The 25,702-nt window shown below is 70.3% G+C and carries 19 protein-coding genes; 8 read left to right on the top strand and 11 right to left on the bottom strand.

Annotated elements, in window-relative coordinates:
- Window positions 1–126: 126 nt before the first annotated feature.
- From pulA to U5C87_RS21135, 3 genes are all read left to right on the top strand, one after another.
- Window positions 127–5,931 carry a pullulanase-type alpha-1,6-glucosidase gene (gene pulA, locus U5C87_RS21145; protein ID WP_330474393.1) on the top strand — a complete coding sequence of 1,935 codons (5,805 nt, stop codon included), beginning with the start codon at window positions 127–129 and terminating at the stop codon, window positions 5,929–5,931.
- A gap of 78 nt (window positions 5,932–6,009) precedes the next feature.
- Window positions 6,010–6,414, top strand: a complete 405-nt coding sequence (locus U5C87_RS21140) for a hypothetical protein (protein WP_330474392.1) — start codon at window positions 6,010–6,012, stop codon at window positions 6,412–6,414.
- Window positions 6,415–6,519: 105 nt separating this feature from the next.
- Window positions 6,520–7,461: an aldo/keto reductase gene (locus tag U5C87_RS21135; RefSeq protein WP_330476730.1), complete on the top strand. Its 942-nt coding sequence runs from the start codon at window positions 6,520–6,522 to the stop codon at window positions 7,459–7,461.
- A gap of 168 nt (window positions 7,462–7,629) precedes the next feature.
- Here U5C87_RS21135 and U5C87_RS21130 read toward each other — a convergent pair whose 3' ends face one another.
- Window positions 7,630–8,949 carry an MFS transporter gene (locus tag U5C87_RS21130; protein ID WP_330474391.1) on the bottom strand — a complete coding sequence of 440 codons (1,320 nt, stop codon included), beginning with the start codon at window positions 8,947–8,949 and terminating at the stop codon, window positions 7,630–7,632.
- A complete protein-coding gene (locus U5C87_RS21125) occupies window positions 8,946–9,596 on the bottom strand; it encodes a winged helix-turn-helix domain-containing protein (protein ID WP_330474390.1) in 651 nt (216 codons plus the stop codon). The genes U5C87_RS21130 and U5C87_RS21125 overlap by 4 nt, the downstream gene beginning before the upstream one ends.
- A gap of 278 nt (window positions 9,597–9,874) precedes the next feature.
- Between U5C87_RS21125 and rplM the strand changes: the two genes are divergently transcribed.
- Both rplM and rpsI read left to right on the top strand, forming a co-directional pair.
- Window positions 9,875–10,318 carry a 50S ribosomal protein L13 gene (rplM, locus tag U5C87_RS21120; protein WP_030194306.1) on the top strand — a complete coding sequence of 148 codons (444 nt, stop codon included), beginning with the start codon at window positions 9,875–9,877 and terminating at the stop codon, window positions 10,316–10,318.
- A 34-nt stretch (window positions 10,319–10,352) separates the two neighbouring features.
- A complete protein-coding gene (gene rpsI, locus U5C87_RS21115) occupies window positions 10,353–10,859 on the top strand; it encodes a 30S ribosomal protein S9 (RefSeq protein ID WP_030194309.1) in 507 nt (168 codons plus the stop codon).
- Between the two features lie 99 nt (window positions 10,860–10,958).
- Here rpsI and U5C87_RS21110 read toward each other — a convergent pair whose 3' ends face one another.
- On the bottom strand, window positions 10,959–12,128 hold the full coding sequence (locus U5C87_RS21110; protein WP_330474389.1) for a hypothetical protein: 1,170 nt from the start codon (window positions 12,126–12,128) through the stop codon (window positions 10,959–10,961).
- Between the two features lie 256 nt (window positions 12,129–12,384).
- Between U5C87_RS21110 and glmM the strand changes: the two genes are divergently transcribed.
- Together glmM and U5C87_RS21100 are read left to right on the top strand one after the other, a co-directional pair.
- Window positions 12,385–13,731 carry a phosphoglucosamine mutase gene (glmM, locus tag U5C87_RS21105; RefSeq protein ID WP_330474388.1) on the top strand — a complete coding sequence of 449 codons (1,347 nt, stop codon included), beginning with the start codon at window positions 12,385–12,387 and terminating at the stop codon, window positions 13,729–13,731.
- A gap of 82 nt (window positions 13,732–13,813) precedes the next feature.
- Entirely contained in the window at window positions 13,814–14,995 is a 1,182-nt protein-coding gene (locus tag U5C87_RS21100; protein WP_330474387.1) for a low temperature requirement protein A, read from the top strand.
- A gap of 91 nt (window positions 14,996–15,086) precedes the next feature.
- On the opposite strand, the gene U5C87_RS21095 is transcribed toward U5C87_RS21100, so the two are convergent.
- The 8 genes from U5C87_RS21095 to glpX form a co-directional block, all read right to left on the bottom strand.
- Window positions 15,087–15,602, bottom strand: coding sequence for a beta-class carbonic anhydrase (locus U5C87_RS21095; protein ID WP_330474386.1), 516 nt, complete (start codon window positions 15,600–15,602; stop codon window positions 15,087–15,089).
- Window positions 15,603–15,616: 14 nt separating this feature from the next.
- Window positions 15,617–17,329 carry a fumarate hydratase gene (locus U5C87_RS21090; RefSeq protein WP_330474385.1) on the bottom strand — a complete coding sequence of 571 codons (1,713 nt, stop codon included), beginning with the start codon at window positions 17,327–17,329 and terminating at the stop codon, window positions 15,617–15,619.
- A gap of 146 nt (window positions 17,330–17,475) precedes the next feature.
- Window positions 17,476–18,339: a carbohydrate ABC transporter permease gene (locus U5C87_RS21085; protein ID WP_330474384.1), complete on the bottom strand. Its 864-nt coding sequence runs from the start codon at window positions 18,337–18,339 to the stop codon at window positions 17,476–17,478.
- Window positions 18,336–19,493: a carbohydrate ABC transporter permease gene (locus U5C87_RS21080; protein WP_330474383.1), complete on the bottom strand. Its 1,158-nt coding sequence runs from the start codon at window positions 19,491–19,493 to the stop codon at window positions 18,336–18,338. Before U5C87_RS21080 ends, U5C87_RS21085 begins: the two co-directional genes overlap by 4 nt.
- Window positions 19,490–20,851, bottom strand: a complete 1,362-nt coding sequence (locus U5C87_RS21075) for an ABC transporter substrate-binding protein (protein WP_330474382.1) — start codon at window positions 20,849–20,851, stop codon at window positions 19,490–19,492. Before U5C87_RS21075 ends, U5C87_RS21080 begins: the two co-directional genes overlap by 4 nt.
- Before the next feature lie 239 nt (window positions 20,852–21,090).
- Window positions 21,091–22,788 (bottom strand): substrate-binding and VWA domain-containing protein, encoded by a 1,698-nt coding sequence (locus tag U5C87_RS21070; RefSeq protein ID WP_330474381.1) that lies wholly within the window; start codon window positions 22,786–22,788, stop codon window positions 21,091–21,093.
- 156 nt (window positions 22,789–22,944) lie between these two features.
- Entirely contained in the window at window positions 22,945–23,871 is a 927-nt protein-coding gene (locus U5C87_RS21065) for a carbohydrate kinase family protein (protein ID WP_330474380.1), read from the bottom strand.
- Window positions 23,872–23,881: 10 nt separating this feature from the next.
- Window positions 23,882–24,874, bottom strand: a complete 993-nt coding sequence (gene glpX, locus U5C87_RS21060; protein WP_030194339.1) for a class II fructose-bisphosphatase — start codon at window positions 24,872–24,874, stop codon at window positions 23,882–23,884.
- 96 nt (window positions 24,875–24,970) lie between these two features.
- On the opposite strand from glpX, the gene U5C87_RS21055 reads away from it, so the two are divergent.
- The gene (locus U5C87_RS21055) at window positions 24,971–25,678 is read left to right on the top strand and encodes a DUF4245 domain-containing protein (RefSeq protein ID WP_330474379.1); all 708 of its coding nucleotides are present in this window, start codon (window positions 24,971–24,973) and stop codon (window positions 25,676–25,678) included.
- Window positions 25,679–25,702: the final 24 nt, after the last annotated feature.

Below are 25,702 nucleotides of genomic sequence, written 5' to 3'. Positions count from 1 at the left end.
TGATCACGAATGCAAGATTTTGCAGTTCAGGTCTGGCGTGGTGTCCGAGATTGGCGCTAGGTTCTCCCCCGGTGGTCGAGCGTCCAGACGCGGGCGTGAGCGACCGAGCCCACAAAGGAGTGCGCAATGCGCCGTCGCCCGGCCCTGTCCGTCGCCAGCATCTCGGCCCTCGTCATCGCCGGACTCGCCGTCCCGCTCGCGGGGGCGCCGACCGCCCGGGCCGATGCCCCTCGGACCGCGACGCTCGTCGGGTCCCTGCAGGACGAGCTCGGCTGCAGCGGCGACTGGCAGCCCGACTGCACCAAGACCGACCTGACGCTCGTGCCAGGGACGACGACGTATGCCGCCACCTTCCGGGTGCCCAAGGGCAGCTACGAGCTCAAGGTCGCGATCAACCACTCGTGGGACGAGAGCTACGGCCAGGGGAGCGGCAACGTGCCGCTCGTGCTCGCCGGGCCCGCCGACCTGCGGTTCACCTACGACGACACCACCCACGCTGTGGGCGTCGCGCCGACCGACCTGCCCGGCGCCGCCACCAAAGCCGACGCGAAGCTCGCCGGCTCCTCCCTGCGCAACCTCGCCACGAAGGAGCGCTTCTACTTCGTCATGGCCGACCGCTTCGCCAACGGCGACACGGCCAACGACAAGGGTGGCCTCACGGGCGGCCCGCTCTCGACCGGCTTCGACCCCACGAACGAGGGCTTCTACCACGGCGGCGACCTCAAGGGCCTGACCGGCAAGCTCGACTACATCAAGGGCCTCGGCACGACCGCCATCTGGCTGACCCCGTCCTTCAAGAACCGCGCCGTCCAGGGCAGCGGCTCCGACGCGAGCGCCGGCTACCACGGCTACTGGATCACCGACTTCACCCAGATCGACCCGCACCTCGGCACGAACGGCGACATGAAGGCGCTCATCGCCGCTGCGCACGCCAAGGGGATGAAGGTCTACTTCGACATCATCACCAACCACACGGCTGACGTCATCTCCTACGAGGGCGGCAAGTACACCTACGTCAACAAGGCGACGAGCCCCTACAAGGACGCCCAGGGCAACGTCTTCGACGACGCCGCCGTCGCCGGCAAGCCGGCGTGCACGGGCACCGCCACGGCGCCCGACTGCTTCCCGGCGATGTCGCCGACCACGTCCTTCCCCTACGTGCCGAAGGTCGCCGACGCCAACAAGGACGTCAAGGTCCCGGCGTGGCTCAACGACACGACGCTCTACCACAACCGCGGTGACTCGACGTATGCCGGCGAGTCCTCCACGTACGGCGACTTCTCCGGGCTCGACGACCTCTTCACCGAGAACCCCAAGGTGGTCTCGGGCATGGAGGACATCTACAGCTCCTGGGTCGACTTCGGGGTCGACGGCTTCCGCATCGACACCGTCAAGCACGTCGACATGCCGTTCTGGCAGTCCTTCTCGCCGGCGATCCTCGACCACGCCAAGGCGACGGGCAAGAAGGACTTCTTCATGTTCGGCGAGGTCTACGACGGCAACCCCGCCTACACGAGCCAGTTCACGACCACGGGCGCGCTGCCCGCGACGCTCGACTTCGGCTTCCAGGGCGCGGCGCTCGGCTTCGCGCAGGGCAAGGCGACGACCGGCATCCGCGACCTCTTCGCCGGCGACGACTACTACACCGACACCGACTCCAACGCCTACGAGCTGCCGACCTTCCTCGGCAACCACGACATGGGCCGCGTCGGCGCGATGCTCCTGGCCGGCGGCGCCACGGGCGACGACCTGCTCGCGCGTGACCGGCTGGCGACGTCGCTGATGTTCCTGACCCGCGGCAACCCGGTCGTCTACTACGGCGACGAGCAGGGCTTCACCGGCCCGAAGAACGACTTCGGCGACAAGCGCGCCCGTCAGGACATGTTCGGCACGCAGACGCCGATCTACCAGGACGACGTCATCGTCGGCAGCAAGGAGGTCGCGGGCACCGCTGCCCGTTACGACACCTCGGCCCCGCTCTACCGTGAGATCAAGAAGCTGTCGGCGCTCCGCGCGGCCAACCCCGCCCTCGCCGACGGCGCGCAGGTGCATCGCTACGCCTCGGACGCCGCGGGCATCTACGCGATCAGCCGCATCGACAAGGCGGCCAAGCGCGAGTACGTCGTCGTCGCCAACAACGCGACCACGGCCAAGACCGCGACCTTCTCCACCTACTCGGCCGGCTCCAAGCTCGTGCCGCTGCTCGGTGCGACCTCCGACCTCCGGGCCGCGGCCGACGGCCGCGTGACCGTCACCGTCCCGCCCCTGTCCGTCGCGGTCTACCGCGCCAACTCCACGATGGCACAGCCGAAGTCGGCTCCGGTCGTCATCCCGACCTCGCCCAGCGCGGGCGGCGTCGTGGGCGGTCGCGCGGAGATCGGCGCGGCACTCCCCGGCAACAGCTTCGCCGAGGTGAGCTTCCTCCAGCGTCCGGTCGGCACCTCCGCCTGGACGCCGATCGGCACCGACGACAACGCGCCGTACCGCGTCTTCCACGACGTGTCCGGTCTCGCCAAGGGCACGCTCGTCGAGTACCGCATGGTGGCCAAGGACATCGCCGGCCACGTGTCCGCCACGTCCACCTACGGCATCGTCGGCGAGCCGACGACCGCCGGCGGTGGCAGCTCCGGCGGTGGGGTCGGCCCCGTCACCCAGCCCGACAACGTCAGCGTCCCCGGCAGCCACAACTCCGAGATGGGCTGCCCCGGCGACTGGCAGCCGGACTGCACCCAGGCGCAGCTCGCCCTCGACCCCAAGGACGAGATCTGGAAGGGGACCTACTCCTCGATCCCGGCGGGTGACTACGAGTACAAGGCCGCGATCAACAAGTCGTGGGACGAGAACTACGGCGTCGGCGGCGGCAAGGGGGCAGGCAACATCGCCTACACCGCCCCCGCCGGCAAGCCCGTCACCTTCTACTACGACCACCGCACCCACTGGGTGACGAGCGACGCCCAGGGGCCGATCATCACGGCGCCCGGCAGCTTCCAGAGCAAGCTCGGCTGCCCGGGTGACTGGGCTCCGGACTGCATGCGCTCCTGGCTGCAGGACCCGGACGGTGACGGCACCTACACCTTCACGACCGACCAGATCCCTGCCGGCAGCTACGAGTTCAAGGTCGCGGTCGGGCTGAGCTGGAACGAGTCCTACCCCGGCAGCAACGTCGCGTTCTCGGTCCCGTCCGACGGCGTGCTGACGACCATCTCCTACACGGCGTCGACCCACGAGGTCTCCGTCAAGACGTCCAAGGCCGGCGCCGCTCCCGACCTGACGAAGTCCAAGGCCTTCGTCGTCGGTCCCGACCTCGTCGCCTGGCCCGCTTCCGCCCTGCCGGCCGGCACCGACCCTGCGACGCTGGGCTGGCGCCTGCACTGGTCCGCCGACGGTGGTCTTGCCGTCGACGCCGAGGCCGTCACCGGTGGCTCCGTGGCCACCCTGACCCGCGACCCGGCCGGGCTGCCCGCCTCGCTGGTCGCTGCCCACCCCGAGCTGAAGGGCGCCGTGGCGCTCCGGCTCGACAAGAGGACGGCGCGTCAGCTGCCCGAGATCCTCAAGGGCCAGGTCGCCGTCGCGATGTACGACTCCACCGGGTCGCTCCTCGACGCCACGGGCGCCCAGACGGCCATCGCGCTCGACGCGCTGTATGCCGCGCAGGCTCGCACGCGCTCCTACGGCGTCGCCTTCTCCGGCTCCGGCCGGGTGGGCTTCTCGCTGTGGGCGCCGACGGCCCAGCAGGTGACCCTGCTGACCTGGCCCGCCGGCAGCGCCGACCAGCCCGCGTCCACCGCCCGCCGCACGCCCATGACGCGGGACGGCTCCGGGTCGTGGACCGCGGCCCTGGGGTCCTCGGCCCGCAACGCGCGCTACCTCTACGAGGTCAAGGTGTGGGCGCCGACCACGGGCAAGGTCGAGACCAACGTCGTCACCGACCCGAGCTCGGTGGCGCTGACGCTCAACTCGACCCGTTCGGTGGCCGTCGACCTGCGCGACCCGGCCTTCATGCCCTCGAGCTGGCGCACCACGCCGTCGCCGAAGCTGGCCCAGGACGTCGACTCGACGATCTACGAGCTGCACATCCGTGACTACTCGATGTCCGACGCCAAGGTCCCGGCGGCGCAGCGGGGGAGCTACCTCGCCTTCGCCGCCGACGGTGACGGTCGCGCGCACCTCAAGGCGCTGGCCAAGGCCGGGCTCAACACGGTGCACCTGCTGCCGAGCTTCGACATCGCCTCGATCGAGGAGGACCCGGCCAAGCAGGAGACGCCGAAGTGCGACCTCGCCTCGTACGCTCCCGACAGCGAGGAGCAGCAGAAGTGCGTGGGCGCCGTGGCCTCCAAGGACGCCTTCAACTGGGGCTACGACCCGTACCACTTCAGCGTCCCGGACGGCTCCTACGCCTCGTCCGCCAAGGCTGCTGACGGTGGCACGCGCGTGGCCGAGTTCCGGACCATGGTCGGGGCCCTGCACCAGGACGGCCTCCGGGTCGTGCTCGACCAGGTCTTCAACCACACGGCCCAGTCGGGGCAGGGTGAGAAGTCGGTGCTCGACAAGGTCGTGCCCGGCTACTACCAGCGTCTCAACGCCACCGGAGCGGTCGAGACCTCGACGTGCTGCCAGAACGTCGCCACCGAGCACGCGATGGGCGAGAAGCTCATGGTCGACTCCGTGGTGTCGTGGGCCCGCAACTACCACGTCGACGGCTTCCGCTTCGACCTCATGGGCCACCACAGCCGGGCCAACATGCTCGCCGTGCGCTCGGCGCTCGACGCCCTGACCCTCCAGAAGGACGGCGTGGACGGCAGGTCCGTCTACCTCTACGGCGAGGGCTGGAACTTCGGTGAGGTCGCCGACAACAAGCTCTTCGTCCAGGCGACCCAGGGCCAGCTCGGCGGCACCGGCATCGGCACCTTCTCCGACCGTCTGCGTGACGGTGTGCGCGGCGGTGGGCCCTTCGACGAGGACCCGCGTCGCCAGGGCTTCGGCTCCGGTGAGGCCACCGACCCCAACGGGGCGGCCGTCAACGCCGACGCGGCGACCCGCCTCGGCAGCGACACCGACCTCGTCCAGCTCGGGCTGGCCGGCAACCTCAAGACGTTCACCTTCCGCAGCCAGAAGTCCGGGACGGTCGTCAACGGCACGCAGGTCGACTACAACGGCTCGCCCGCCGGCTACGCCGACCAGCCCGACGAGGTCGTCAGCTACGTCGACGCGCACGACAACGAGACGCTCTTCGACTCGCTGACGTACAAGCTGCCCGTGGCGACGTCGATGCAGGACCGGGTGCGGATGAACACCCTGTCGCTCGCGACGACCGCGCTGGCGCAGACGCCGTCGTTCTGGCACGCCGGCGCCGACCTGCTCCGCAGCAAGTCGCTCAACCGCGACTCCTACGACAGCGGCGACTGGTTCAACCGGCTCGACTGGACCGGTGCCGACAACGGCTTCGGCCACGGCCTGCCGCCGCAGGAGCAGAACTCCGCCAAGTGGCCGTTCATGAAGCCGTTGCTCGCCAACCCGGCCCTCAAGCCGACTACTGCCGACGTGCGCAGCGCCGACGCGATGGCGCAGGACCTGCTGCGACTTCGCTTCAGCACCAAGCTGTTCCGTCTCGGCAACGCCGCTGCCATCAACGCCAAGGTGACCTTCCCGGTCTCCGGCACGGCCGACGCCAAGCAGGGTGTCATCGTCATGCGGATCGACGACACGAAGGGGGCCGACGTCGACCCGGCTCTGCGCGGCGCCGTCGTGGTCTTCAACGCGACGCCCGACGCCGTGACGCAGAAGGTGCCCGGTCTGACCGGTTCGGTCGCGCTCAGCCCGGTGCAGGCCAAGGGCGCCGACAGCGTCGTCAAGCAGGCGGCATGGGATGCGGGCAGCAGCTCGTTCTCGGTGCCGGCCCGCACCGTCGCGGTCTTCGTGCAGCCGAACTGAGGACCGGCAGCTCCACAGACAGAAGCCCTCGGCGCCCGGACTCCGGGCGCCGAGGGCATCTGTTATACCCTTAGGGGTATGGCGACAGGCATGGCGGGACCCGCACCGACGACCACGGGGGAGCGCTGGCCCGCGCGCCGTCGGGTGGCCTTCGTCGTCCTGCTCGCTGCGCTCGTGCTGCTGGCCACCGTGACGCAGGGTTGGGCCTTCACGACGGCGCCGCTGTGGTTCGTCCTCGTGCTCGCAGCCCTCGTCGCCGCTGCTGCCGCCGGGTCGACCTTCGTCCCGTCGCCCGGAGAGGCCCGGCTCGGGCGGTTCCGGGGGTCGTGCGCGGTGGTCGACGTGGCGGCGACCGTCGCAGGCGCGGGCATCGCGCTGACGTCGGCCCGAGACGGTGGCACGGCCTCGTTGGCCCTCGTGCTCGCAGGCTTCGCCCTGGTCCGCCGGCTCACCACGCCGCAGGGCTGCGGCCCCGCCTGCTGACTTTCCCGAGGCGAACCGGTCCCGGCCGGCACGCACCGGGTCGACCTGTCGCGAGCCCGCCACGCGGCATACGTTGGTCGGGTGACCACACGTGCGACGAACGACATGACCTACCGACAGCTCGGCGACAGCGGTCTGACCGTCTCGACGGTCGGCCTCGGCTGCAACAACTTCGGGCGACGCCTGGACCAGGAGGGCACGACCGCGGTCGTGAACGCCGCCATCGACGCGGGCGTGACGCTCTTCGACACGGCCGACATCTACGGCCTCGGTGCGAGCGAGGAGCTGCTCGGCGCAGCTCTCGGCAATAGGCGCGAGCAGGTCGTGGTGGCAACGAAGTTCGGCATGGACATGCAGGGGGCCAACGGGCCCGACTGGGGCGTGCGGGGCTCGCGGCGCTACGTGCGGACCGCGGTCGAGGCGAGCCTGCGTCGCCTCGGCACCGACTGGATCGACCTCTACCAGCTGCACCGTCCCGACCCGCACACGCCGATCGGCGAGACCCTCGCTGCGCTCGACGAGCTCGTCCGCGAGGGCAAGGTGCGCTACATCGGCAGCAGCAACCTCACCGGCTGGCAGGTCGTCGACGCCGACTGGACCGCTCGCGCCGCCGGCACCGAGCGCTTCGTCTCGGCGCAGAACGAGTACTCCCTCCTCGAGCGCGACGTCGAGGACGAGCTCGTTCCCGCCTGTGAGCATGTCGGCGTCGGCCTGCTGCCGTTCTTCCCCCTCGCCTCGGGCCTGCTGACGGGCAAGTACCGCCGGGGCGAGGAGGCGCCCCAGGGCACCCGCCTCGCCTCGATGGCCGACCGCCTCGACACGGCGGACTGGGACACGATCGAACGACTCGAGGGGTATGCCGCGGAGCGGGGTCTGCGTCTCATCGACGTCGCCATCGGCGGGCTCGCGGCGCAGCCTGCCGTGGCCTCGGTCATCGCCGGCGCCACCAAGCCCGAGCAGGTGCTCGACAACGTGCAGGCGGGCCTGTGGCAGCCCAGCATCTCCGACCTCGCCGCCCTCGACGAGATCACCAGTCCCGAGGGCTGACCACCCGCTCGAGCGAGCGCTGCGCACCACGAGCGTGGGGCGGATGGGGTCATGCGGCCACTCGAGTGAGCGCCCCGCACCACGAACCGCGGGACGGAGCGCTCACTCGACGGGGACGGGGCGCTCACTCGACGGGGACGGGGCGCTCACTCGACGGGGACGGGGCGCTCACTCGACGGGGACGGGGCGCTCACTCGACGGGGACGGGGCCGGGGCGTCGCGCTGCACCTCGGCGCGCCGGGCGGCCCGGTAGAACCACGCACCGACGATGCTGAAGGCGCCGGCCGCCACCATCGCCAGCTGGGTCGAGGTGTGCTCGGCGAGCAGTCCCAGCAGGGGAGCGGCGACCCCGAACGCGACGGACGCCACCATCGAGTTCATCGACAGCACGGTGGCGCGGTTGCGGGCCTGCGCCTCGCGGTGCAGCAGGGCCGAGTGCATGGGGCCGGCCGAGCCGTGCAGCAGGTAGGTCACGCCGTAGGCGGCGATGAGGGCGGCCGGCCCGGCCACGAGGCCCATGACGACGGCGCCGAGGCCGTTGAGGATGCGCGCGAGGATCGCGGTCCGGGCCACGCCGATGAAGCGGCTCGCCCAGCCGCCGAGGGCGGCGCCGACGGCGAAGACCGCCCAGCCGGCCGCCGCGACCGGGCCCATGATGGCGCCGGCGCGCTCCTCGCCGCCGACGAGCTCGGCGAGGCGGATCGGCTGGAACGTCTCGAAGACGATCATCGCGACCGACCAGAAGAGCTCGACGGTGACGATGCCGCGCAGCACGGGGTTCGCCCGCAGCATGCCGAGGCCCTCTCGGACGACGGCGGGGGACTCCTTGGCAGAGGCCAGCGCCCGCCGGGCGCCGGAGGTGTCCAGGTGCTCGGCGGAGCGCGGCTCGCGCAGCAGCACGAGGACGGCGACGAGGTGCACGACGTTGAGGGCCACGAAGACGGCGACCGGCAGCACGAGGGCGGAGGCGCCGGTGAAGGGGTGCCACCAGACGAGACCACCGGAGACGAGGGCGCCGGCGGCGATGCCGACGCCGAGCACGGTCCCCTGGGCGGCGAGGGCGCCGTCCACGTCGTTGCCCGGTGCGCTCGTGTGGACGGTGTCGACGAACCACGCCTCGAGCGGGCCGGAGTCGAGCGCGCGGAAGATCCCCATGAGCACGGCCGAGGCGAGGAAGGCCCAGAACGAGTGCGCCAGCAACAGCACGGCGCTGCCCAGCACGTTGACGACGGCCGAGACGACGAAGACGGGCCGGCGGCCGAACGCGTCGGCGAAACCGCTCGTCGGCAGCTCGAGGACGAAGATCGTCAGCCCGGCGGCCGACGAGATCGTCATCGCCTGGGCGACGGACAGGCCGCGCTCGAGCTGCCACAGGGTGAGCAGCCCGACGACGAGCCCGACCGGGAACCACCGGGTGAAGGTGAGCGCCAGGAACACGCGCCGAGCCGCCACGGGCGACAGCACGGCCGACGACGTCGGCGCGCTCATCGCGACGAGTCCCTCGAGGCGTCGGCCGGCGGGCGGTCGAGGTCGAGCGGGTAGGCGAAGGCGTAGACCGCGATGCGTCGGGCCTGCGGGTTGCCCTGCCCGACCCGGCGGTAGCGCTCGATGAGGTCCCACATCTCCTCGCGCATCGCCTCGAGCGACTCGGCGGTGACGAGGACCGAGGCGTCGCTCGAGCCACACGCGTCCTGCCAGGCGGTCGGCCACGTCGTCGACACGTCGAGCCACCGGTCGTACTGCTCGCTGAAGTGCCGGGCGTAGTCGCGGGTCAGCCAGTTCAGGGCCGTCTCGGAGTCCTCGTCGCCCTCGAAGTCGCTGGGGTGCCACGAGTGGTACTCCGAGCTCGCGCTCCAGAGGCGGCGCTTGCCCTCGCCCTCCTCGGTGTCGTGGACGAGCCCCACCGACTCGAGCTTGCGCAGGTGGTAGCTCGTGGCCCCGGAGTTGGTGCCGAGGAGGGTGGCCAGGTCGGTCGCCGTCGAGGGCCCGTGCCGGCGCAGGGCCCCGAGCAGCCGGGAGCGCAGCGGGTGGGCCAGCACGCGCAGGCTCTGGGGGGTGAGCCAGACGTTCTCGGCGTCGGAGAGGGCGCTCGCCGGGTCCGGAGAGGTGGGGTTCTGGGCGTCCTGTGCAGCCATAGTGTGCACAATACCTATGCATAGTTCGTTTGCACAAGAACTTTGCATGGCAGGATGGGGAGTGCATCACCGCAGGTCAGGACCGCTTTTCTGGTCCGGGTGACCTGATTTGGGTGCAGCGGCCCGAGCCCGTAACATTGATGAAGTTGTGCACCGGGCCGTCAGGCGAACCCATCGAGCCCCTCACGGGGGCCCCTCCTCACGGAGGCGGGCGACGCGGACCGAGCCCAGCGGCATTCACTGCTCCACCATTTTTCATTGAGCGAAGGCAGACTCCATTGCGTACGTACACCCCGAAGCCCGGCGAGGTCACTCGCACGTGGCACGTCATCGACGCGACCGACGTCGTGCTCGGCCGTCTCGCGAGCCAGGCCGCTGTCCTGCTCCGGGGCAAGCACAAGCCGCAGTTCGCGCCGCACGTCGACACCGGTGACTTCGTCATCATCATCAACGCCGAGAAGGTCGCCCTCACCGGTGCCAAGCTCGAGCAGAAGAAGGCCTACCGCCACTCGGGCTTCCCGGGCGGTCTGCGCTCGACCTCCTACACCGAGCTGCTCGCCAAGAGCCCCGAGAAGGCCGTCGAGAAGGCCATCCGCGGCATGCTGCCGAAGAACTCGCTGGCCCGCCAGCAGCTCTCCAAGCTCAAGGTCTACCGCGGTGCCGAGCACCCGCACTCGGCCCAGCAGCCCGTCCCCTTCGAGATCACCCAGGTTGCGCAGTAAGCCCCCGGCTGCTGCGTAGAAAGCGACAAGACACGTGACTGACATCGTGAACGAGGAAGTCCTCGACACCGACGAGCCCGAGCTGACCGAGTACACCAGCGAGTCCTCGTCCGACTCCGCCCTCGGCGAGCCGAAGCGTGCGCGCCAGGTCTCGACCCCCGGCGCTGCGACCGGTCGTCGCAAGCAGGCCATCGCCCGCGTGCGCATCGTCCCCGGCACCGGCGAGTGGAAGATCAACGGCCGCACGCTCGACGCCTACTTCCCCAACAAGGTCCACCAGCAGATCGTCAAGGAGCCGCTGACGCTGCTCGAGCTCGACGGCTCCTACGACGTGCTCGTCCGCGTGCACGGCGGTGGCCCCTCCGGCCAGGCCGGCGCGGTGCGCCTCGGCGTCGCCCGCTCGCTCAACGGTGTGGACGAGGAGCTGAACCGTCCCGCCCTCAAGAAGGCCGGCTTCCTCACGCGTGACCCGCGCGTCCCGGAGCGCAAGAAGGCCGGTCTCAAGAAGGCCCGCAAGGCTCCCCAGTACAGCAAGCGCTGACCTGGCTGCCCCAGCTGGTGTGCACGAAGGCCCCCGAGCACTGCTCGGGGGCCTTCGTCGTTCCGGGAGGGCGTATGCCGTGTGCCCGGGTCAGGTGGGTCAGCTCACCGTGGCGTGGCTGAGGTCGCAGCGGTTGGTGTCGTTGGACCACGTGGCCTGCATCGCGAAGCTGCCGGCGCCGGTCGAGACGTTGCCCGCGCCGCCCGCGCTGCCGGGGGAGATCCAGGCGCACTCGTCGGCGTTCTCCTGGCCCGAGTAGGTGCGCGAGGTCGTGTTGGTCCAGCCGCCGGCCGGGTTCTGGTCGGTGATCGTCTCGGCGTACTCGTGGCCCTCGACCATCGAGTAGCCGTCGTCGGTGCCCGCGGTCCCGGCGTTGACGAAGTTCTGCCCACAGCTCGTGCCCATGTCCATGACGTAGGGCATGTTGGTGAAGGCGATGTCACCGTAGGCGCTCGTGGAGCCGACGTAGGGGTCGCCGTTGTAGTCGTGCCACGCGCAGAAGTTGCCGCTCGCGGTGTTGAAGCCGTCGGGGTGCGTGCCGGTGGGCGACAGGACCACGTACTGCGCGTCGCGGTTGCTCGCGGCGGTCGTGTTGCCGAAGTGCGCTGCCGCGCGGACGGCCTCGTCGCCGAGCTGCTTGGCCGTCGCGTTGGTCGGCGAGGCGACGGACGGGTCGTACCAGACGCCGGCGAGCGCGCCGTTGGTCGGGTACTGCACGTGCGCGGCGCCGGCCGGGCACGAGGTTGCGCCCTTGGGCACGAGGGAGCCGTCGCAGTACTGCGTCATGACGCCGGACCAGGACTCGCCGCCGGTGCCGAGGCCCTTGAAGAGCTTCTGCACGACGGGTGCGCCGGTCTTGGGGTCGCCGCTGAAGGTGAGGTTGCCCCCGGAGTCGGTGCCCTGCGTGCCCCACTGGCTGCCGTAGAAGACGAGGTAGACCTTCTCGGCGCCGCCGCTCGTCACGCCGATGCCGTCGACGCCGCCACCGTAGGAGAGCGTCTTGGACGCCGTGGGCTTCGCGCCCTTGGTCTGGGCCTCCCACCGGTGCATCTGGGTGTTGAGCTCCCGCGTCGGCACGGCGCCGTGGCGGTAGGGGTGGCCGTAGGCCGGGGAGTACGGGTTCGTGACGCCACCGCCGCTCGCGGAGGAGGGGGAGGGGGCGGACGCAGCCGGGGCGGCAGCCGAGGCGGCGAACGCCGTGGCCACGGTCAGGAGCGTGGCGGCCGTGGCGGTGGCGGTGGCCAACCGCCGTGAACGTCGGGTGCTCATGGGGTTCCTCTCGGGGAAGGGGTCCGGCGACCGGGGGACCGGGCGCCGGGAATGGGCACATCGTGGTGGCGCGCGTCTGGGAAGTGGATGTGTGCCGGCTGCCAGTTGCCTGCCACTTTCGAGTTGCGGATCCGTCCCTTCTGCGGTCTGTGTCCGTTTCGGGTGCGCCGGATGGCCGTTCGGCGCGGGGGCGGTATCGTCGTCCGAGCAGATCAATCGGCCCCGGGGCCGGACCCACCGGGAAGGCACTTGAAGCGTGGCTCGACTCTTCGGCACGGACGGCGTCCGTGGTGTGGCGAACAAGGACATCACCGCCGAGCTCGCGCTCGACCTCTCCGTGGCTGCGGCCCACGTCCTCGCGGAGGTGGGCGCCTTCAACGGCCACCGCCCCGTGGCGGTCGTCGGTCGTGACCCACGGGCCTCGGGGGAGTTCCTCTCCGCGGCGACCGTGGCCGGCCTCGCGTCGGCGGGTATCGACGTGCGCGACGCAGGGGTGCTGCCCACCCCTGCCATCGCCTACCTCGTGGCCGAGCAGGACGCCGATCTCGGTGCCATGCTCTCGGCGTCGCACAACCCCATGCCCGACAACGGCATCAAGTTCTTCGCCCGCGGCGGCCACAAGCTGGCCGACGAGCTCGAGGACCGCATCGAGGCGCGCCTGCGTGACGACTGGCAGCGACCCACCGGGGGAGACGTCGGCCGCATCACGCAGCTCGCCGACGGCGCCGACCGCTACGTCGCCCACCTGCTGGCCACGCTCCCGCACCGTCTCGAGGGCCTGCACGTCGTCATCGACGCAGCCCACGGGGCGGCCTCCGAGGTCGCGCCGCGCGCCTTCCGCGAGGCCGGCGCCCAGGTCACCCTCATCGGGGGCGAGCCCGACGGCCTCAACATCAACGACGGCTACGGCTCGACGCACACCGAGCACCTCAAGGAGGCCGTCGTGTCGGCCGGCGCCGACTTCGGCATCGCCCTCGACGGCGACGCCGACCGGTGCCTCGCCGTCGACGCCGCCGGCCACGAGGTCGACGGTGACCAGATCATGGCGATCCTCGCGCTCGCCATGAAGGAGCAGGGCGTGCTGCGCGGCGACACCCTCGTGGCGACGGTGATGTCCAACCTCGGCATGATCCAGGCCCTCGGTGGCGCCGGCATCACGGTGCTCCAGACCGCCGTCGGCGACCGCTACGTCCTCGAGGGGATGAAGGGCGGCGGCTTCTCGCTCGGCGGCGAGCAGTCCGGCCACGTCGTCATGCTCGACCACGGCACGACCGGCGACGGCACGCTGACCGGGCTCATGCTGGCCTCGCGGGTCGCGGCCACCGGGCGCACCCTCGCCGACCTCGCCGGCATCATGACCCACTTCCCGCAGGTGCTCGTCAACGTCAAGGACGTCGACAAGTCGGCGCTCGATGCCAACGTCGCCGTCGCCGACGCCGTGCGCGCGGCCGAGGGCGAGCTCGGCGAGACCGGCCGGGTGCTCCTGCGCAAGTCCGGCACCGAGCCCGTCGTGCGCGTCATGGTCGAGGCCGCCGATCGCGAGCAGGCCGCCGCCGTGGCCGACCGGCTCGTCGGCGTCGTCAAGGCCGAGCTCTCGCTCTGACCAGACCCGACCCGACCCGAGCCGTCCTGTGCTGGGTCCTCAGTGGGGAGACGCCCCTCGGGGCTGCTGGCAGACTCGGGGCGTGAGCCACGTCAACGTCGTGCCCCTGACGCGCCGGATGCAGCCCCGCGACCCGCACGAGCAGCACCGGGTCGCGACACCGCTCGAGCTGTTCTTCGACCTCGTCTTCGTCGTCGCCATCGCCAGCGCCGCGGCCCAGTGGCACCACGGCCTGGCCGAAGGACACCTCGGCGACCTCGTGGGCTTCGTCATGGTCTTCTTCGCCATCTGGTGGGCCTGGATGAACTACACGTGGTTCGCCTCGTCCTACGACTGTGACGACGTGGCCTACCGGCTGCTCACCTTCACCATCATGGCGGGATCGCTCATGCTCGCCGCCGGCATCCCGGACCTGTTCATCAGCGGCCAGTCCGGGCTCGTCGTGGCCGGCTACGCGGTGATGCGGTTCGCGATGGTGGCCATGTGGCTGCGGGCTGCGCGCAGCCATCCGGAGGGCCGGCGCACCGCCCTGACCTACGCCGCCGACATCTCGGCCGTGCAGCTGCTGTGGATCGCGCGGCTGCTGCTCGAGGGCGAGACGGCCCTGCGCGTGTCGTTCTTCGCCCTCGTCGTGCTCGAGCTGCTCGTGCCCGTCGTGGCCGAGCGGCACGGGATCACCCCGTTCCACCCGCACCACATCGCCGAGCGCTACGCGCTGCTGACCATCATCGTGCTCGGGGAGGTCATCCTCGCCTCGGTGCAGGCGGTCCAGGGCGCCCTGGTCCGGGGCGCCGAGCCCGGGCTGCTCGCCCTCGTGGTCGGCGGCCTGCTCATCGTCTTCTCGATGTGGTGGCTCTACTTCAAGCGCGACCACGCACCGCTCTTCGAGGGTGAGATCGCCAGCACCTTCCTCACCGGCTACGGGCACTACCTCGTCTTCGCCTCGGTGGCCGCCACCGGAGCAGGGCTCGCCGCCGCGGTCGACCAGGTCCAGGGCGAGGCGCACGCGACGGCACGCGTCATCGGGCTGGCCCTCGCCGGCGCCGTGGCCGTCTATGTGTGGTGCCTGACCGCCATGCACGCGATGGCAGGGGCGGCCGCGGCCGAGACCAGGGTGGGGGTCGCCGTCGGTCTGGTCCTGCTCGGGGTCGCGGCACTGGGGCTGCCCGTGGGCCTGACGGTGCTGAGCATCGGCCTCGTGCTCGCAGCCACGGTCGCGCACCACGTCTGGACGACGCGCGACGTCGCGCCCGTCCCCGCCTGAGACGACCGAACGCCGCGTTCGGTGTCGAACGCGCTGTCAGAACAGTGAGTTCGGCACCGAACGCGGCGTTCGGCGGTGGAAGAGGGGTGGGTCAGTCGACCCGGCGCAGCAGACCCGTGTCGACGTCGTAGACGAAGCCGGCGACCTCGACGCCCTCCGCGATGAGCGGGTGCGTGCGCACCCTCGCGAGGTCCTCGCGCAGCGCCCTCTCCTGGTCGGCGATGGCGTGGAACGTCATCCACGACGCGTCCTTGCCGGCGCTGGCGCCGACGCGATCGCGCAGCTCGGCTTCGGAGTTGGACGCCATGGCGCAGCGGGTGTGGGGCACGACGAGGATGCGGTCCACGTTCAGCAGGTGGGTGGCGAGGACGAGCGCCTCCAGGGCGTCGCTGCCGACGCGGCCGCCGGGGTTGCGGAAGATCTTCGCGTCGCCCGGCTTGAGGCCGACGAGGCCGAGAGGATCGATGCGGGAGTCCATGCACGTGACGATGGCAACGCCGGCCTGGGCGATGCCATCGAAGCCGGCCATGTCGAAGCGGTCGGCGTAGTCGCGGTTGGCCTCGATCAGGTCGTCGAATCCCTTTGCTGCAGTGACGTTCTCACTCATTGGTGTCCCTTCGTTCATTGGAGTCCAGGTCGCTTGGAGATCGTGAAGGCCATCGGCTTGCTCACCTCGGCGAAGAAGTCGTTGCCCTTGTCGTCGACGACGATGAAGGCCGGGAAGTCCTCGACGTCGATCTTCCACACCGCCTCCATGCCGAGCTCTTCGTACTCGAGCACCTCGACGTGCCGGATGCAGTCCTGGGCGAGCCGGGCGGCCGGGCCACCGATCGAGCCGAGGTAGAAGCCGCCGTGCGCGTGGCACGCGTCGGTGACCTGCGTGCTGCGGTTGCCCTTGGCGAGCATGACCTTGGAGCCGCCCGCGGCCTGGAACTGGTCGACGTAGGAGTCCATGCGCCCGGCGGTCGTCGGCCCGAAGGAGCCGGACGGCATGCCCTCGGGCGTCTTGGCCGGGCCGGCGTAGTAGACAGGGTGGTCCTTGAGGTACTGCGGCATCTCCTCGCTGGCGTCGAGGCGCTCCTTGATCTTCGCGTGGGCGATGTCGCGGGCGACGACGAGGGGGCCGGTGAGCGACAGGCGCGTCTTGACCGGGTGCTTCGACAGCTCGGCGAGGATGTCGTCCATCGGCTGCGTGAGGTCGACCTTGACGACGACGTTGCGGCTCGTCGAGCTCACCCCGATGGCGTCGTCCTCGTGGTCGCCGAGGTCGACGGCGCCCGCGTCGGGCAGGAAGCGCGCCGGGTCGGTCTCGAGCTGCTCGATGAAGACGCCGTCGGCGGTGATCTTGCCGAGCACCTGCCGGTCCGCGGAGCACGAGACGGCGATGGCGACGGGCAGGCTCGCGCCGTGGCGGGGGAGACGGACGACGCGCACGTCGTGGCAGAAGTACTTGCCACCGAACTGGGCGCCGATGCCGAACTGGCGGGTCAGCTCGAGGACCTTCTCCTCGAGAGCCGTGTCCCGGAAGCCGTGGGCCGTCATCGAGCCGGACTTGGGCAGCGAGTCGAGGTACTTCGCCGACGCGTACTTGGCTGTCTTCAGGGCGAACTCGGCGCTCGTGCCGCCGATGACGATGGCGAGGTGGTAGGGCGGGCAGGCGGCCGTGCCGAGCGAGCGCAGCTTCTCGTCGAGAAAGCGCATCATGGCGTCCTCGTTGAGGATGGCCTTGGTCTCCTGGTAGAGGTAGCTCTTGTTGGCCGAGCCGCCGCCCTTGGCCATGAAGAGGAACTTGTACTGGGCCTCGTGGCCGGGGAGGGTGTCGGCGTAGAGCTCGACCTGGGCCGGCAGGTTGGAGCCGGTGTTCTTCTCCTCCCACGTCGTGATCGGCGCCATCTGCGAGTAGCGCAGGTTCAGGCGGGTGTACGCGTCGTAGACGCCTTCGCTGATCGCGCGCTCGTCGGTGCCCTCGGTCAGCACGTGCTGGCCCCGCTTGCCCATGACGATCGCCGTGCCGGTGTCCTGGCACATTGGCAGCACGCCGCCCGCGGCGATGTTGGCGTTCTTGAGCAGGTCGAGGGCCACGAACTTGTCGTTGTTGCTCGCCTCGTCGTCCTCGAGGATGTTGCGCAGCTGCTGGAGGTGGCCGGGCCGCAGGTAGTGCGCGATGTCGTGCATCGCGGTCTCGGTGAGCAGCCGCAGCGCCTCAGGGTCGACCTCGAGGAAGGTGCGCCCTCCCGGGCCCTCGACGGCGCGCACGCCCTCGGTCGTCAGCAGCCGGTACGGCGTCTCGTCGGCGCCGATCGGCAGCAGGTCCTCGTAGGCGAAGTCGGCCACGACACGCTCCTTGCGATCACCGGCGGGCCGGGGCGCCCACCGCACGGGCGTATGCCGCGCGGCCACACGGCATACGAAAGTCCCCTCCCAGCCTAGTGAACGGCTGGGAGGGGACTGACGCGAGGTGCGTCACGTGGACCGGCCGGTCAGCCCTTGACCGCGCCGGACGTCATGCCGCGGATCATGAAGCGCTGCAGCGTGACGAAGACGATCATCGGGATGATGATCGAGATGAACGCGCCGGCCGTGAGCAGCTCCTGACCCTGGCCCTGCGTGCCGAGCAGCTGCTGGAGCTTGACGATGACCGTCGTGTTCTCGCTCTTGAGGAAGAGCTTGGCGATGAGCAGGTCGTTCCAGACCCAGAGGAACTGCAGCGTCGCGAAGGCGGCGATGGCCGGGATCGACATCGGCGCCACGAGTTTCCAGAACGTCTGGAAGTGGCTGCAGCCGTCGATCTTGGCCGACTCGACGACGCTGCGCGGCAGCGTGCTCATGTAGTTGCGGAGCGTGTAGATGCACAAGGGCATGCCGAATCCCGTGTGCAGCAACCAGACCGCGATGTACTGCCCGCTGATGCCGAGGCCGCGCGGGCCGAGGATGTTGAGCATCGGCTGGAAGGCCACCTGGATGGGGACCACCATGACGGCGATGATCAGCAGGAAGAAGAACTCCTTGAACGGGAAGTCCATGAAGGTGAACGCGTAGGCGGCGAACGCCGCGAACATGATCGGGATGACCGTCGCCGGGATCGCCACGATGATGCTGTTGATGAAGCCCGAGCTGAGGTCGGACCCCGTCCAGGCACCGGCGTAGTTGCTCGTCGTCCAGTCGGCGCCGAACGGGTTGAACAGCGCCGTCCACCAGCCCGAGGTCGCCGCGTCGTCGCGTGAGCGGAACGAGGTCACGAGCAGGCCGAGCGTCGGGATCGTCCAGAGGATCGCCAGGACCGTCAGGGTGACGATCGAGAACGTGCTGCGGGGACGCCCGTCCTTCATCAGGGTGCGGCTCATCGACCTGCCTCCTCGTCGCGGAAGTGCTTGATCTGGTACCAGATGAGCGGGATCACCGCGATGAGCAGGATGACGACGATGGCCGTGGCCTGCCCGGCCTCGCTGGCCGCGAACAGCTTGTTGAAGAAGAGGTTCGCGATGACGTTGGTGCCGTAGGCGCCGTTGGTCGTCACGTAGACGATGTCGAAGACCTTGAGCACCGTGATGAAGACCGTGACGAACACCGTGATGATGGTGCCCTTGATCTGCGGGATGACGACCTGCCAGAAGATCTGGAACTCGCCGGCCCCGTCGATGCGTGCCGCCTCGAGGGTGTCCTCCGGGACTCCCTTGATGGCGGAGGAGAGCAGCACCATGGCGAAACCCGCCTGCAGCCAGATGAGGATCACCATGAGCAGGATCGAGTTGAGCTTGACGGTGTCGATGGCGAGCCAGGTCTGCGGGTCGCCGCCCAGCCCCGTCCAGATCGCGTTGAGCAGACCGGTCTGGGCCTGCCCCGGGTTGTTGTACGCGTAGACGAGCAGCCAGATCGCCGAGGCGCCGACCGCCGAGATCGCCATCGGCAGGAAGATCAGGCTCTTGGCGACCTTCTCACCGGTGGCCGACAGCTTGTCGGCGAGCACCGCGACGATGACACCGAAGCCGACGACGAGCGCCGGCACGATGAGCAGCCACAGGATGTTGTTGACGATGGACTGCCAGAACTCGCTGTCGCCGAAGATCGTCTTGTAGTTCTGCAGCCCGACGTACGCGGTGCTGTCGGCGTTGGCGAACGAGTAGTTGATCGTCTGGAACGTCGGGTAGATGAGCATGAGCCCGACGAGGAGCAGACCGGGCAGGAGGAAGGCGTAGGGGATCGCGCCCTCGGAGAGCCGCCGCGGCAGGCCCTCGACGAACATGTTGAGGAAGTAGAAGAGCAGCGCGGCCCCTCCGACTCCCGCGATGATCGCGAGGAGGCCGATGACGAACTTGTTGCCGAACCACTGCGGGTAGTAGCCGAACGCGAGGAAGAGGTTGGCCAGCCCCCAGACGACGGCGATCATGCCGACGATGCCCAGGGCGATCTTCATCGGGTTGGTGCGCAGGTGCGCGTCGGGGTCGTCCCCCGTCCGGAGTCTCTGGCGCGGCGCTGCCGCGCTGGTGTCGGCGGTCATGACTTCGGCCAGGAGGCTTCGATGTTGTCCGCCGTCTGCTGCGAGCTCTGTCCGCTCTCCCACTTGACCATCTCGGTCCAGAAGGTGCCCGAGCCGACGGCCTTGGGCATGAGGTCCGAGCCGTCGAAGCGCAGCACGCTCGCCTTGTTGGCGATGTCGGCGATCTTCTTCGTCGTCTCGTTGGGGTAGTTGTTGACGTCGAACGTCTTGTGCGGCGAGAGCCAGCCGCCGGCCTTGGCCCACGGTCCGCCGAACTTGTCGGAGGTCAGGAATTCCATGACCTTCTTGGCGTCGGGGTCGGTGCCGTTGAAGAGGCCGGCGAGGTCGCCGCCGCCGAGGATCGCCTGGCCGTCGTAGCCGCCGTCGAACTTCGGGAAGACGTAGATGCCGACCTGGTTGTCGAGGTCGGCCTGGACGTTCTTCGGGTAGAAGGTCGTGGCGAAGTTGCCCTGGCGGTGCAGCATGCACTTGGGCGGGTTGGCGAAGGCCGGCGTCATCGCGTCACCGAAGGGGGTGTTGAGCACGCCCTTCGTGCCGCCGAGGACCATCTTCGGGTCCTTGTTGAACTTCGCAGCCTCGTCGAGCGCCTTGACGACGCGAGGGTCGTTGAAGGGGATCCGGTGCGAGGTCCAGTCGTCGTAGACGGTCGGGCCGTACATGCGCAGCATGAGCTCCTCGACCCAGTCGGTGCCGACCCAGCCGGTGGCCTGGTCGGAGCCCCACCCGATGCACCACGGGGTGATGCCGGTGGCGGCGATCTTGTCGGCGACGTTGGTCTGGAGGTCCTGGATCGAGGTCGGGTCCTTGGACCAGCCGCCCTTCTCGTAGGCGGCCTTGGGGTACCAGACGATGCTCTTGACGGCGTTGCGCATCGGGGCGCCGTAGACGCGGCCCTTGTAGCGGCCGGCGTCGAGGAAGCCGGGGAGCAGCGTGCCCTGGAGCTTGTCGTAGTCGAGGTAGGTGTCGATCGGCCAGACCTTCTTCTGCGCCGCGAACTCGAGCAGGCCGCCCGGCTGGGGGAACAGGCCGATGTCGGGGGCGTCACCCGCCGACACCTTCTGCTTGACCGTGGTCGTGAAGTCCTGGTCGGACGTGTACTGGATCTTGATGCCGCTGCTCTTCTCGAAGTCCGCGAGAGAGGCGTTGAAGTTCTTCTCCTCGTCGCCACCGAAGGCGCCGAGGATGGTCACGACCTTGTCGCCGTCCGCTGAGCCGCCGTCGACGAACCCGCCGGAGCCTCCCGCTCCGCCCGAGCCGCCGCTTCCGGCATTGGGGTTCTGCAGGCACCCGGCCAGGACGAGGGTCGCGGCGGCGACCACCCCGCCAGCCTGCAGTGCCCGTCTGGGAAATCCACTCATGGTCGCTCCTCGTCGTTGAGTTGTGCGTCGATCCCCACCGATCAACGTGACCACGGTCACGTGAAGTACCTCATTCCTACCGCGTCGTAGGGGGTGGGTCCAGTGTCGGTGACCTGCTCGTGACCTACCCCGAAGACGCGCTCGGGGGACACGCGAGCGGTGCCGGGTACGCGAACGGCCCCCGGGGACGCCGGGGGCCGTTCGCGTGACACCTGTGGTCGGTGTGACCTCAGGAGGACTCAGACGCATCGTCCGTTCTTGCACTCGTGGTCGAACAGGGCCCGGGCGAGCACCGTCGTCATGTCGGCCGGGGAGGGCGCTGCGTAGAAGTCGGAGTAGGTCATCTTCGAGATCTGCGACAGCGCCTTGGGGTCGACGTCCGGGCCGATGCCGATGGTCGTGATGGCGACCGGCTTGTTCGGGTCGCTCGCGGCCCGGAGGTTGGCCTTGAGCTGCTCGAGCGAGATCCCCTGCGGGTCGTCGTTGCGCCCGTCGGTGAGGATGACGACGGCGTTGACCCGGTTGGGGTCGTACTGCTGCTTCGCCTTCTGGTACGCCGCCCAGATCGTGTCGTAGAGGCCGGTGCCGCCGCCGACGTTCTTGGCGAGGGTGCTGGCGGCCGTCGCGACGAGCGCCCGGTGGGAGTCGTCGTCGAGGCGGCCGATCGGGGCGAGCTCGCGCCAGTCCTTGCCCGGGCCGCCCTGGTCGATGGAGAAGACCCACAGGCCGAGCTTCGTCGTCTTGGGCAGGGCGGCGAGGGCGATGCCCGCGGCCTCCTGGGTGATCGCCACGCGGGTCGTGTCGCCGACCTTGTCCTTCATCGAGCCCGACACGTCGAAGACGGACAGGATCGAGAAGTCGGTCGTCGCCGACTGCCACACGTTGGTGGCCGCCGTGACGGCGGCCGCGTCGGGGGTCGGGCCGATCTTGACCTCACCCACGCTGCCCTGCGGGGTGGGCATCGTGACCGGGACGCCCGTCGAGCGGATGCCGTACTGGGCGAAGATCTTCGCGGCGGCCGGCGTCATGAGGTAGGCGCGGAGCAGCTCGACCGCCTGGTCGCGGACCGGGTCCGTCGCGACGTTGACGAGGGAGAACTCGAAGGCCGGGGTGCCCTCGCTCGGAGTGACCGAGACCATCTTGTGGTCGGGGTAGAGCCGGTTGTGGTCGATGAGGTCGGCCTCGGACACGGGGAACGCCGAGGCGGTCGTGGGGTCGGCGTTGTAGGCGCCGAAGAGGTCGTCGATCGACGGGGCGGCGCCCTTGGCGAGCTTGGGGATGACGACGCGTCCCTGCTCGTTGGACAGCTCGGGCAGGGCCGAGGCGAGCGTCAGCATGCCGGCCGTGGTCGAGCGCGGGTCGCTCATCCGGATCGGGCTGTCGGACGCGACGAGCTCGAGCCACTTGGGCTGGCCGTCGAGCTTGGCGGCCTGCGCCGGGTCCATGGCGATGACGAGCGGGCTCTTGGCGAAGGGGCTCGACGGCTTGGCGTTGAGCTTGGCGGTCGCGTTGACCCGCTCGAGCCAGCGCGGCGAGTCGGGGATCCAGCCGTCGGGCCGGTCGGGCTGGCCCTGGCCGAGGCCGATCATGGCCTCGATGGGCGCCTTGCCCTTGACGACGTAGTCGACGCACGGGGAGTCGGGATCGGCCTGGTACTCCTTGGCGAGCGCCAGCACCGCCGGTTGGGCGGCCTCGGAGACCCACAGCGAGACCGGGGTGCGGTCGGGGCACGACTTGCCCGGCGTCGCGGTGAGGGCGGCGACGGGAGCCGCCTCGCGGCCCTTCCACCAGAGGGCGCCACCGACACCGGCGCCGGCGAGAACAACGACGCCGAGCACCGCCGCGATGATCCGGTTGCGCCGGGCCGCGGCGATGCGGGCCTCGAGCGCCTTACGGTTGGCGCGGCTCTCGAGGAGGCTCTGTTCGTAGGGGCCCATGGGGCGACGTGGAGGGGTGGGGTTGGACACGAGGTTTCCTCACATGAGGACGCCCCGGCACCGGGGCGTCAGGGTGAACCACCGGCCAAAACTACCCGCGGTTCGCGCAGAATGGTGCCCGACCCCGGGGCCGATTGTCTAATGTCCGATTTGTCCTCAGGAGAGGGCGATTCGCGTCGGCGCGTGGGCGCCGGCCCGCTCCACGGTGAGGGCACCGGCGCGCAGGGCGCGCTCCACGGCAGGGACGACGTCGTCGAGGGTGGAGGCGCGCAGGCGGGTCCTCGCCTCAGGCCCGCCGAGCAGGCCGGCGTCGAGCAGGCCCGAGACGAGACCGGCCATGAAGGAGTCGCCGGCGCCGACGGTGTCGACCACCTCGACGCGGGGCGCGGGCAGGGCCAGCCGCTCGCCCGTGCGGGTGATCCGCACGACGGCGCCCTCACCACCGCGCGTCACGACGACGACGGCCGGCCCGAGCTCGCCCCAGGCGCGCAGCACCGCGTCGAGGGACTCGCCGGGGCAGAGCCACTCGACGTCCTCGTCGCTCAGCTTGACGACGTCGGCGAGGGCGATGGAGCTCTTGATCGTCTCGCGGGCCTGCTCGGGGCGGCCCATGAGGGACGGGCGGGCGTTGGGGTCGTAGGACACCGTCGCCCCGAGCTCGCGGGCGGCCGCCAGGATGGCGCGCACCTGGCTGCCACCCGGCTCGAGGACGGCCGCGATGCTGCCGGTGTGGACGTGGCCGTATTCCGTGAGGCCGGGGACCGCGGCCACCTGCCACTCGAGGTCGAAGACGTACGACGCGGCGCCGCTCTCGTCGAGGGTCGCGTGGGCGACGGAGGTGAAGGGGGCACCCTGGGAGCCGGCGGTCAGCGCGACGCCGCGCTCACGGCATACCTCCTCGATGCGGAGACCACGCTCGTCGGTCGCGATCCACGTGGCGAGGTCGACGGGGTGCTCGAGCGCGGCCAGGCCGAAGGCGACGTTGGCGGGGCTGCCTCCGACGTGCTCCTCGGTGAGCCCGGCCGGGGTGGTGACGGCGTCGACGAGGGCCTCGCCGACGACGAGCGTGCGGGTGCTGCTCACGCGGGCCTCCTCAGGGCTCGATCATGTCGGTGCTGCCGAACCAGCCCGGACGGTCGAAGCGGTGCTCGCTGTCGATGGTGCGGATCGTGCCGCTGCGCGAGCGCATGACGAGCGAGTTGGTGCGCGCCGACTTCGCGCCGTAGCGCACGCCGCGGAGCAGCTCGCCGTCGGTGATGCCCGTCGCGACGAAGAAGCACTCGCCCGTGACGAGGTCGTCGGTCGACAGGACGCGGTCGAGGTCGTGTCCGGCGTCGAGGGCCTTCTGGCGCTCGTCGTCGTCCTTGGGCCAGAGGCGGCCCTGGATGACGCCGCCGGTGCACTTGATGGCGCACGCGGCGATGATGCCCTCGGGCGTGCCGCCGATGCCGAGGAGCAGGTCGACACCGGTGTCCGGACGGGCTGCCATGACGGCGCCGGCGACGTCGCCGTCGACGATGTAGCGGATGCGGGCGCCCGTCTCGCGGATCTGCTCGGCGAGGCCCTCGTGGCGCGGGCGGTCGAGCATGACGACGGTGACGTCGGCCGGCGTCTCCTTCTTGGCCTTGGCGATGCGCCGGATGTTCTCGGCGACGGGCAGGCGGATGTCGACGACGTCGGCGGCCTCGGGGCCGGTCGCGATCTTGTCCATGTAGAACACGGCGGAGGGGTCGTACATCGCGCCTCGGTTGGCGACGGCCATGACCGCGACAGCGTTGTTCATGCCCTTGGCCGTCAGCGTCGTGCCGTCGATCGGGTCGACGGCGACGTCGACCTCGGGTCCGGTGCCGTCGCCGACCTGCTCGCCGTTGAAGAGCATCGGGGCGTTGTCCTTCTCGCCCTCGCCGATGACGACGACGCCGCGCATGCTGACGGTCGAGATCATCGCGCGCATGGCCTCGACGGCGGCGCCGTCGGCCTTGTTCTTCTCGCCGCGGCCGACCCACCGACCCCCGGCCATGGCTGCTGCCTCGGTCACCCGGACCAGCTCGAGAGCGAGGTTGCGATCCGGCTGGCTGTGCTTCATCAGGGGTCCTCCGTCGGCGCAGAACGAGTCGGCGCCAGCCTAGCGGTGAGCCCGCCCGGGTTTGGACCGCGTCCCGGAGTCGGGGACGATGGGGACATGAGCACCCCGTCGACGCCGTCGACACCCCCGGCAGAGAGCACCCCGACCGCCGTGACGGAGCCCTCGGCGGCGACGGATCCCGTGTCGACCGAAGCTGCGTCGGGCGAGGCCGCGGCGCCGGCCGCTCCGCCGAGCCGCTACTCGCTCGGCACGTTCCCCAACATGTTCCGCTCGATGTTCGTCATCGGGCTGTTCGTCCTGGCCCTCGTCGCCATCGTGCCGCGGATCAGCCAGGTCCAGCGCCCGGCCGTCGACGCCGCCGGCAAGGCGAGCCAGGTCGCCGCGCAGACCACGTGGCCCGTGCAGCTGCCGAAGGGCCTCGGCGAGGGCTGGGTGCCGACGGTGGCGACCTACGCGCCGGGCACCGAGAAGGTCCCGACCTTCACGACCGTCTGGACCACCCCGAGCGGGGCCGACATCGCCCTCAAGCAGGCCGTGGGCGCGACCCAGGGCTGGGTCGACCGCTCCGTCAACGACGGCGAGGCCGCAGGGACCGTGAGCGTCTCGGGCCGGACGTTCGAGAAGTTCGTCGCCGGCGACAAGGGCCAGCTCGCCTACGTCGCGAAGGGGCAGGGCGCCAAGGGCCTGACGCTCGTCGCGAGCGGCACGGCGCCCGAGGACGAGCTCAAGGCCTTCGTGGCCGCGCTCGCGCCCGTGGCGCCGGCTCCCGGCGTCTCGCCGGCGCCGTCGACCACCACCGGCTGACGGGCCGCTGACAGGCCGTGGTCG

The sequence above is a fragment of the Terrabacter sp. C0L_2 genome, from assembly GCF_036352015.1.
Taxonomy (GTDB): Bacteria; Actinomycetota; Actinomycetes; order Actinomycetales; family Dermatophilaceae; genus Terrabacter; species Terrabacter tumescens.
The sequence above is the reverse complement of the archived record's forward strand: the minus strand, read 5'-3'. Positions and strand labels throughout refer to the sequence as shown.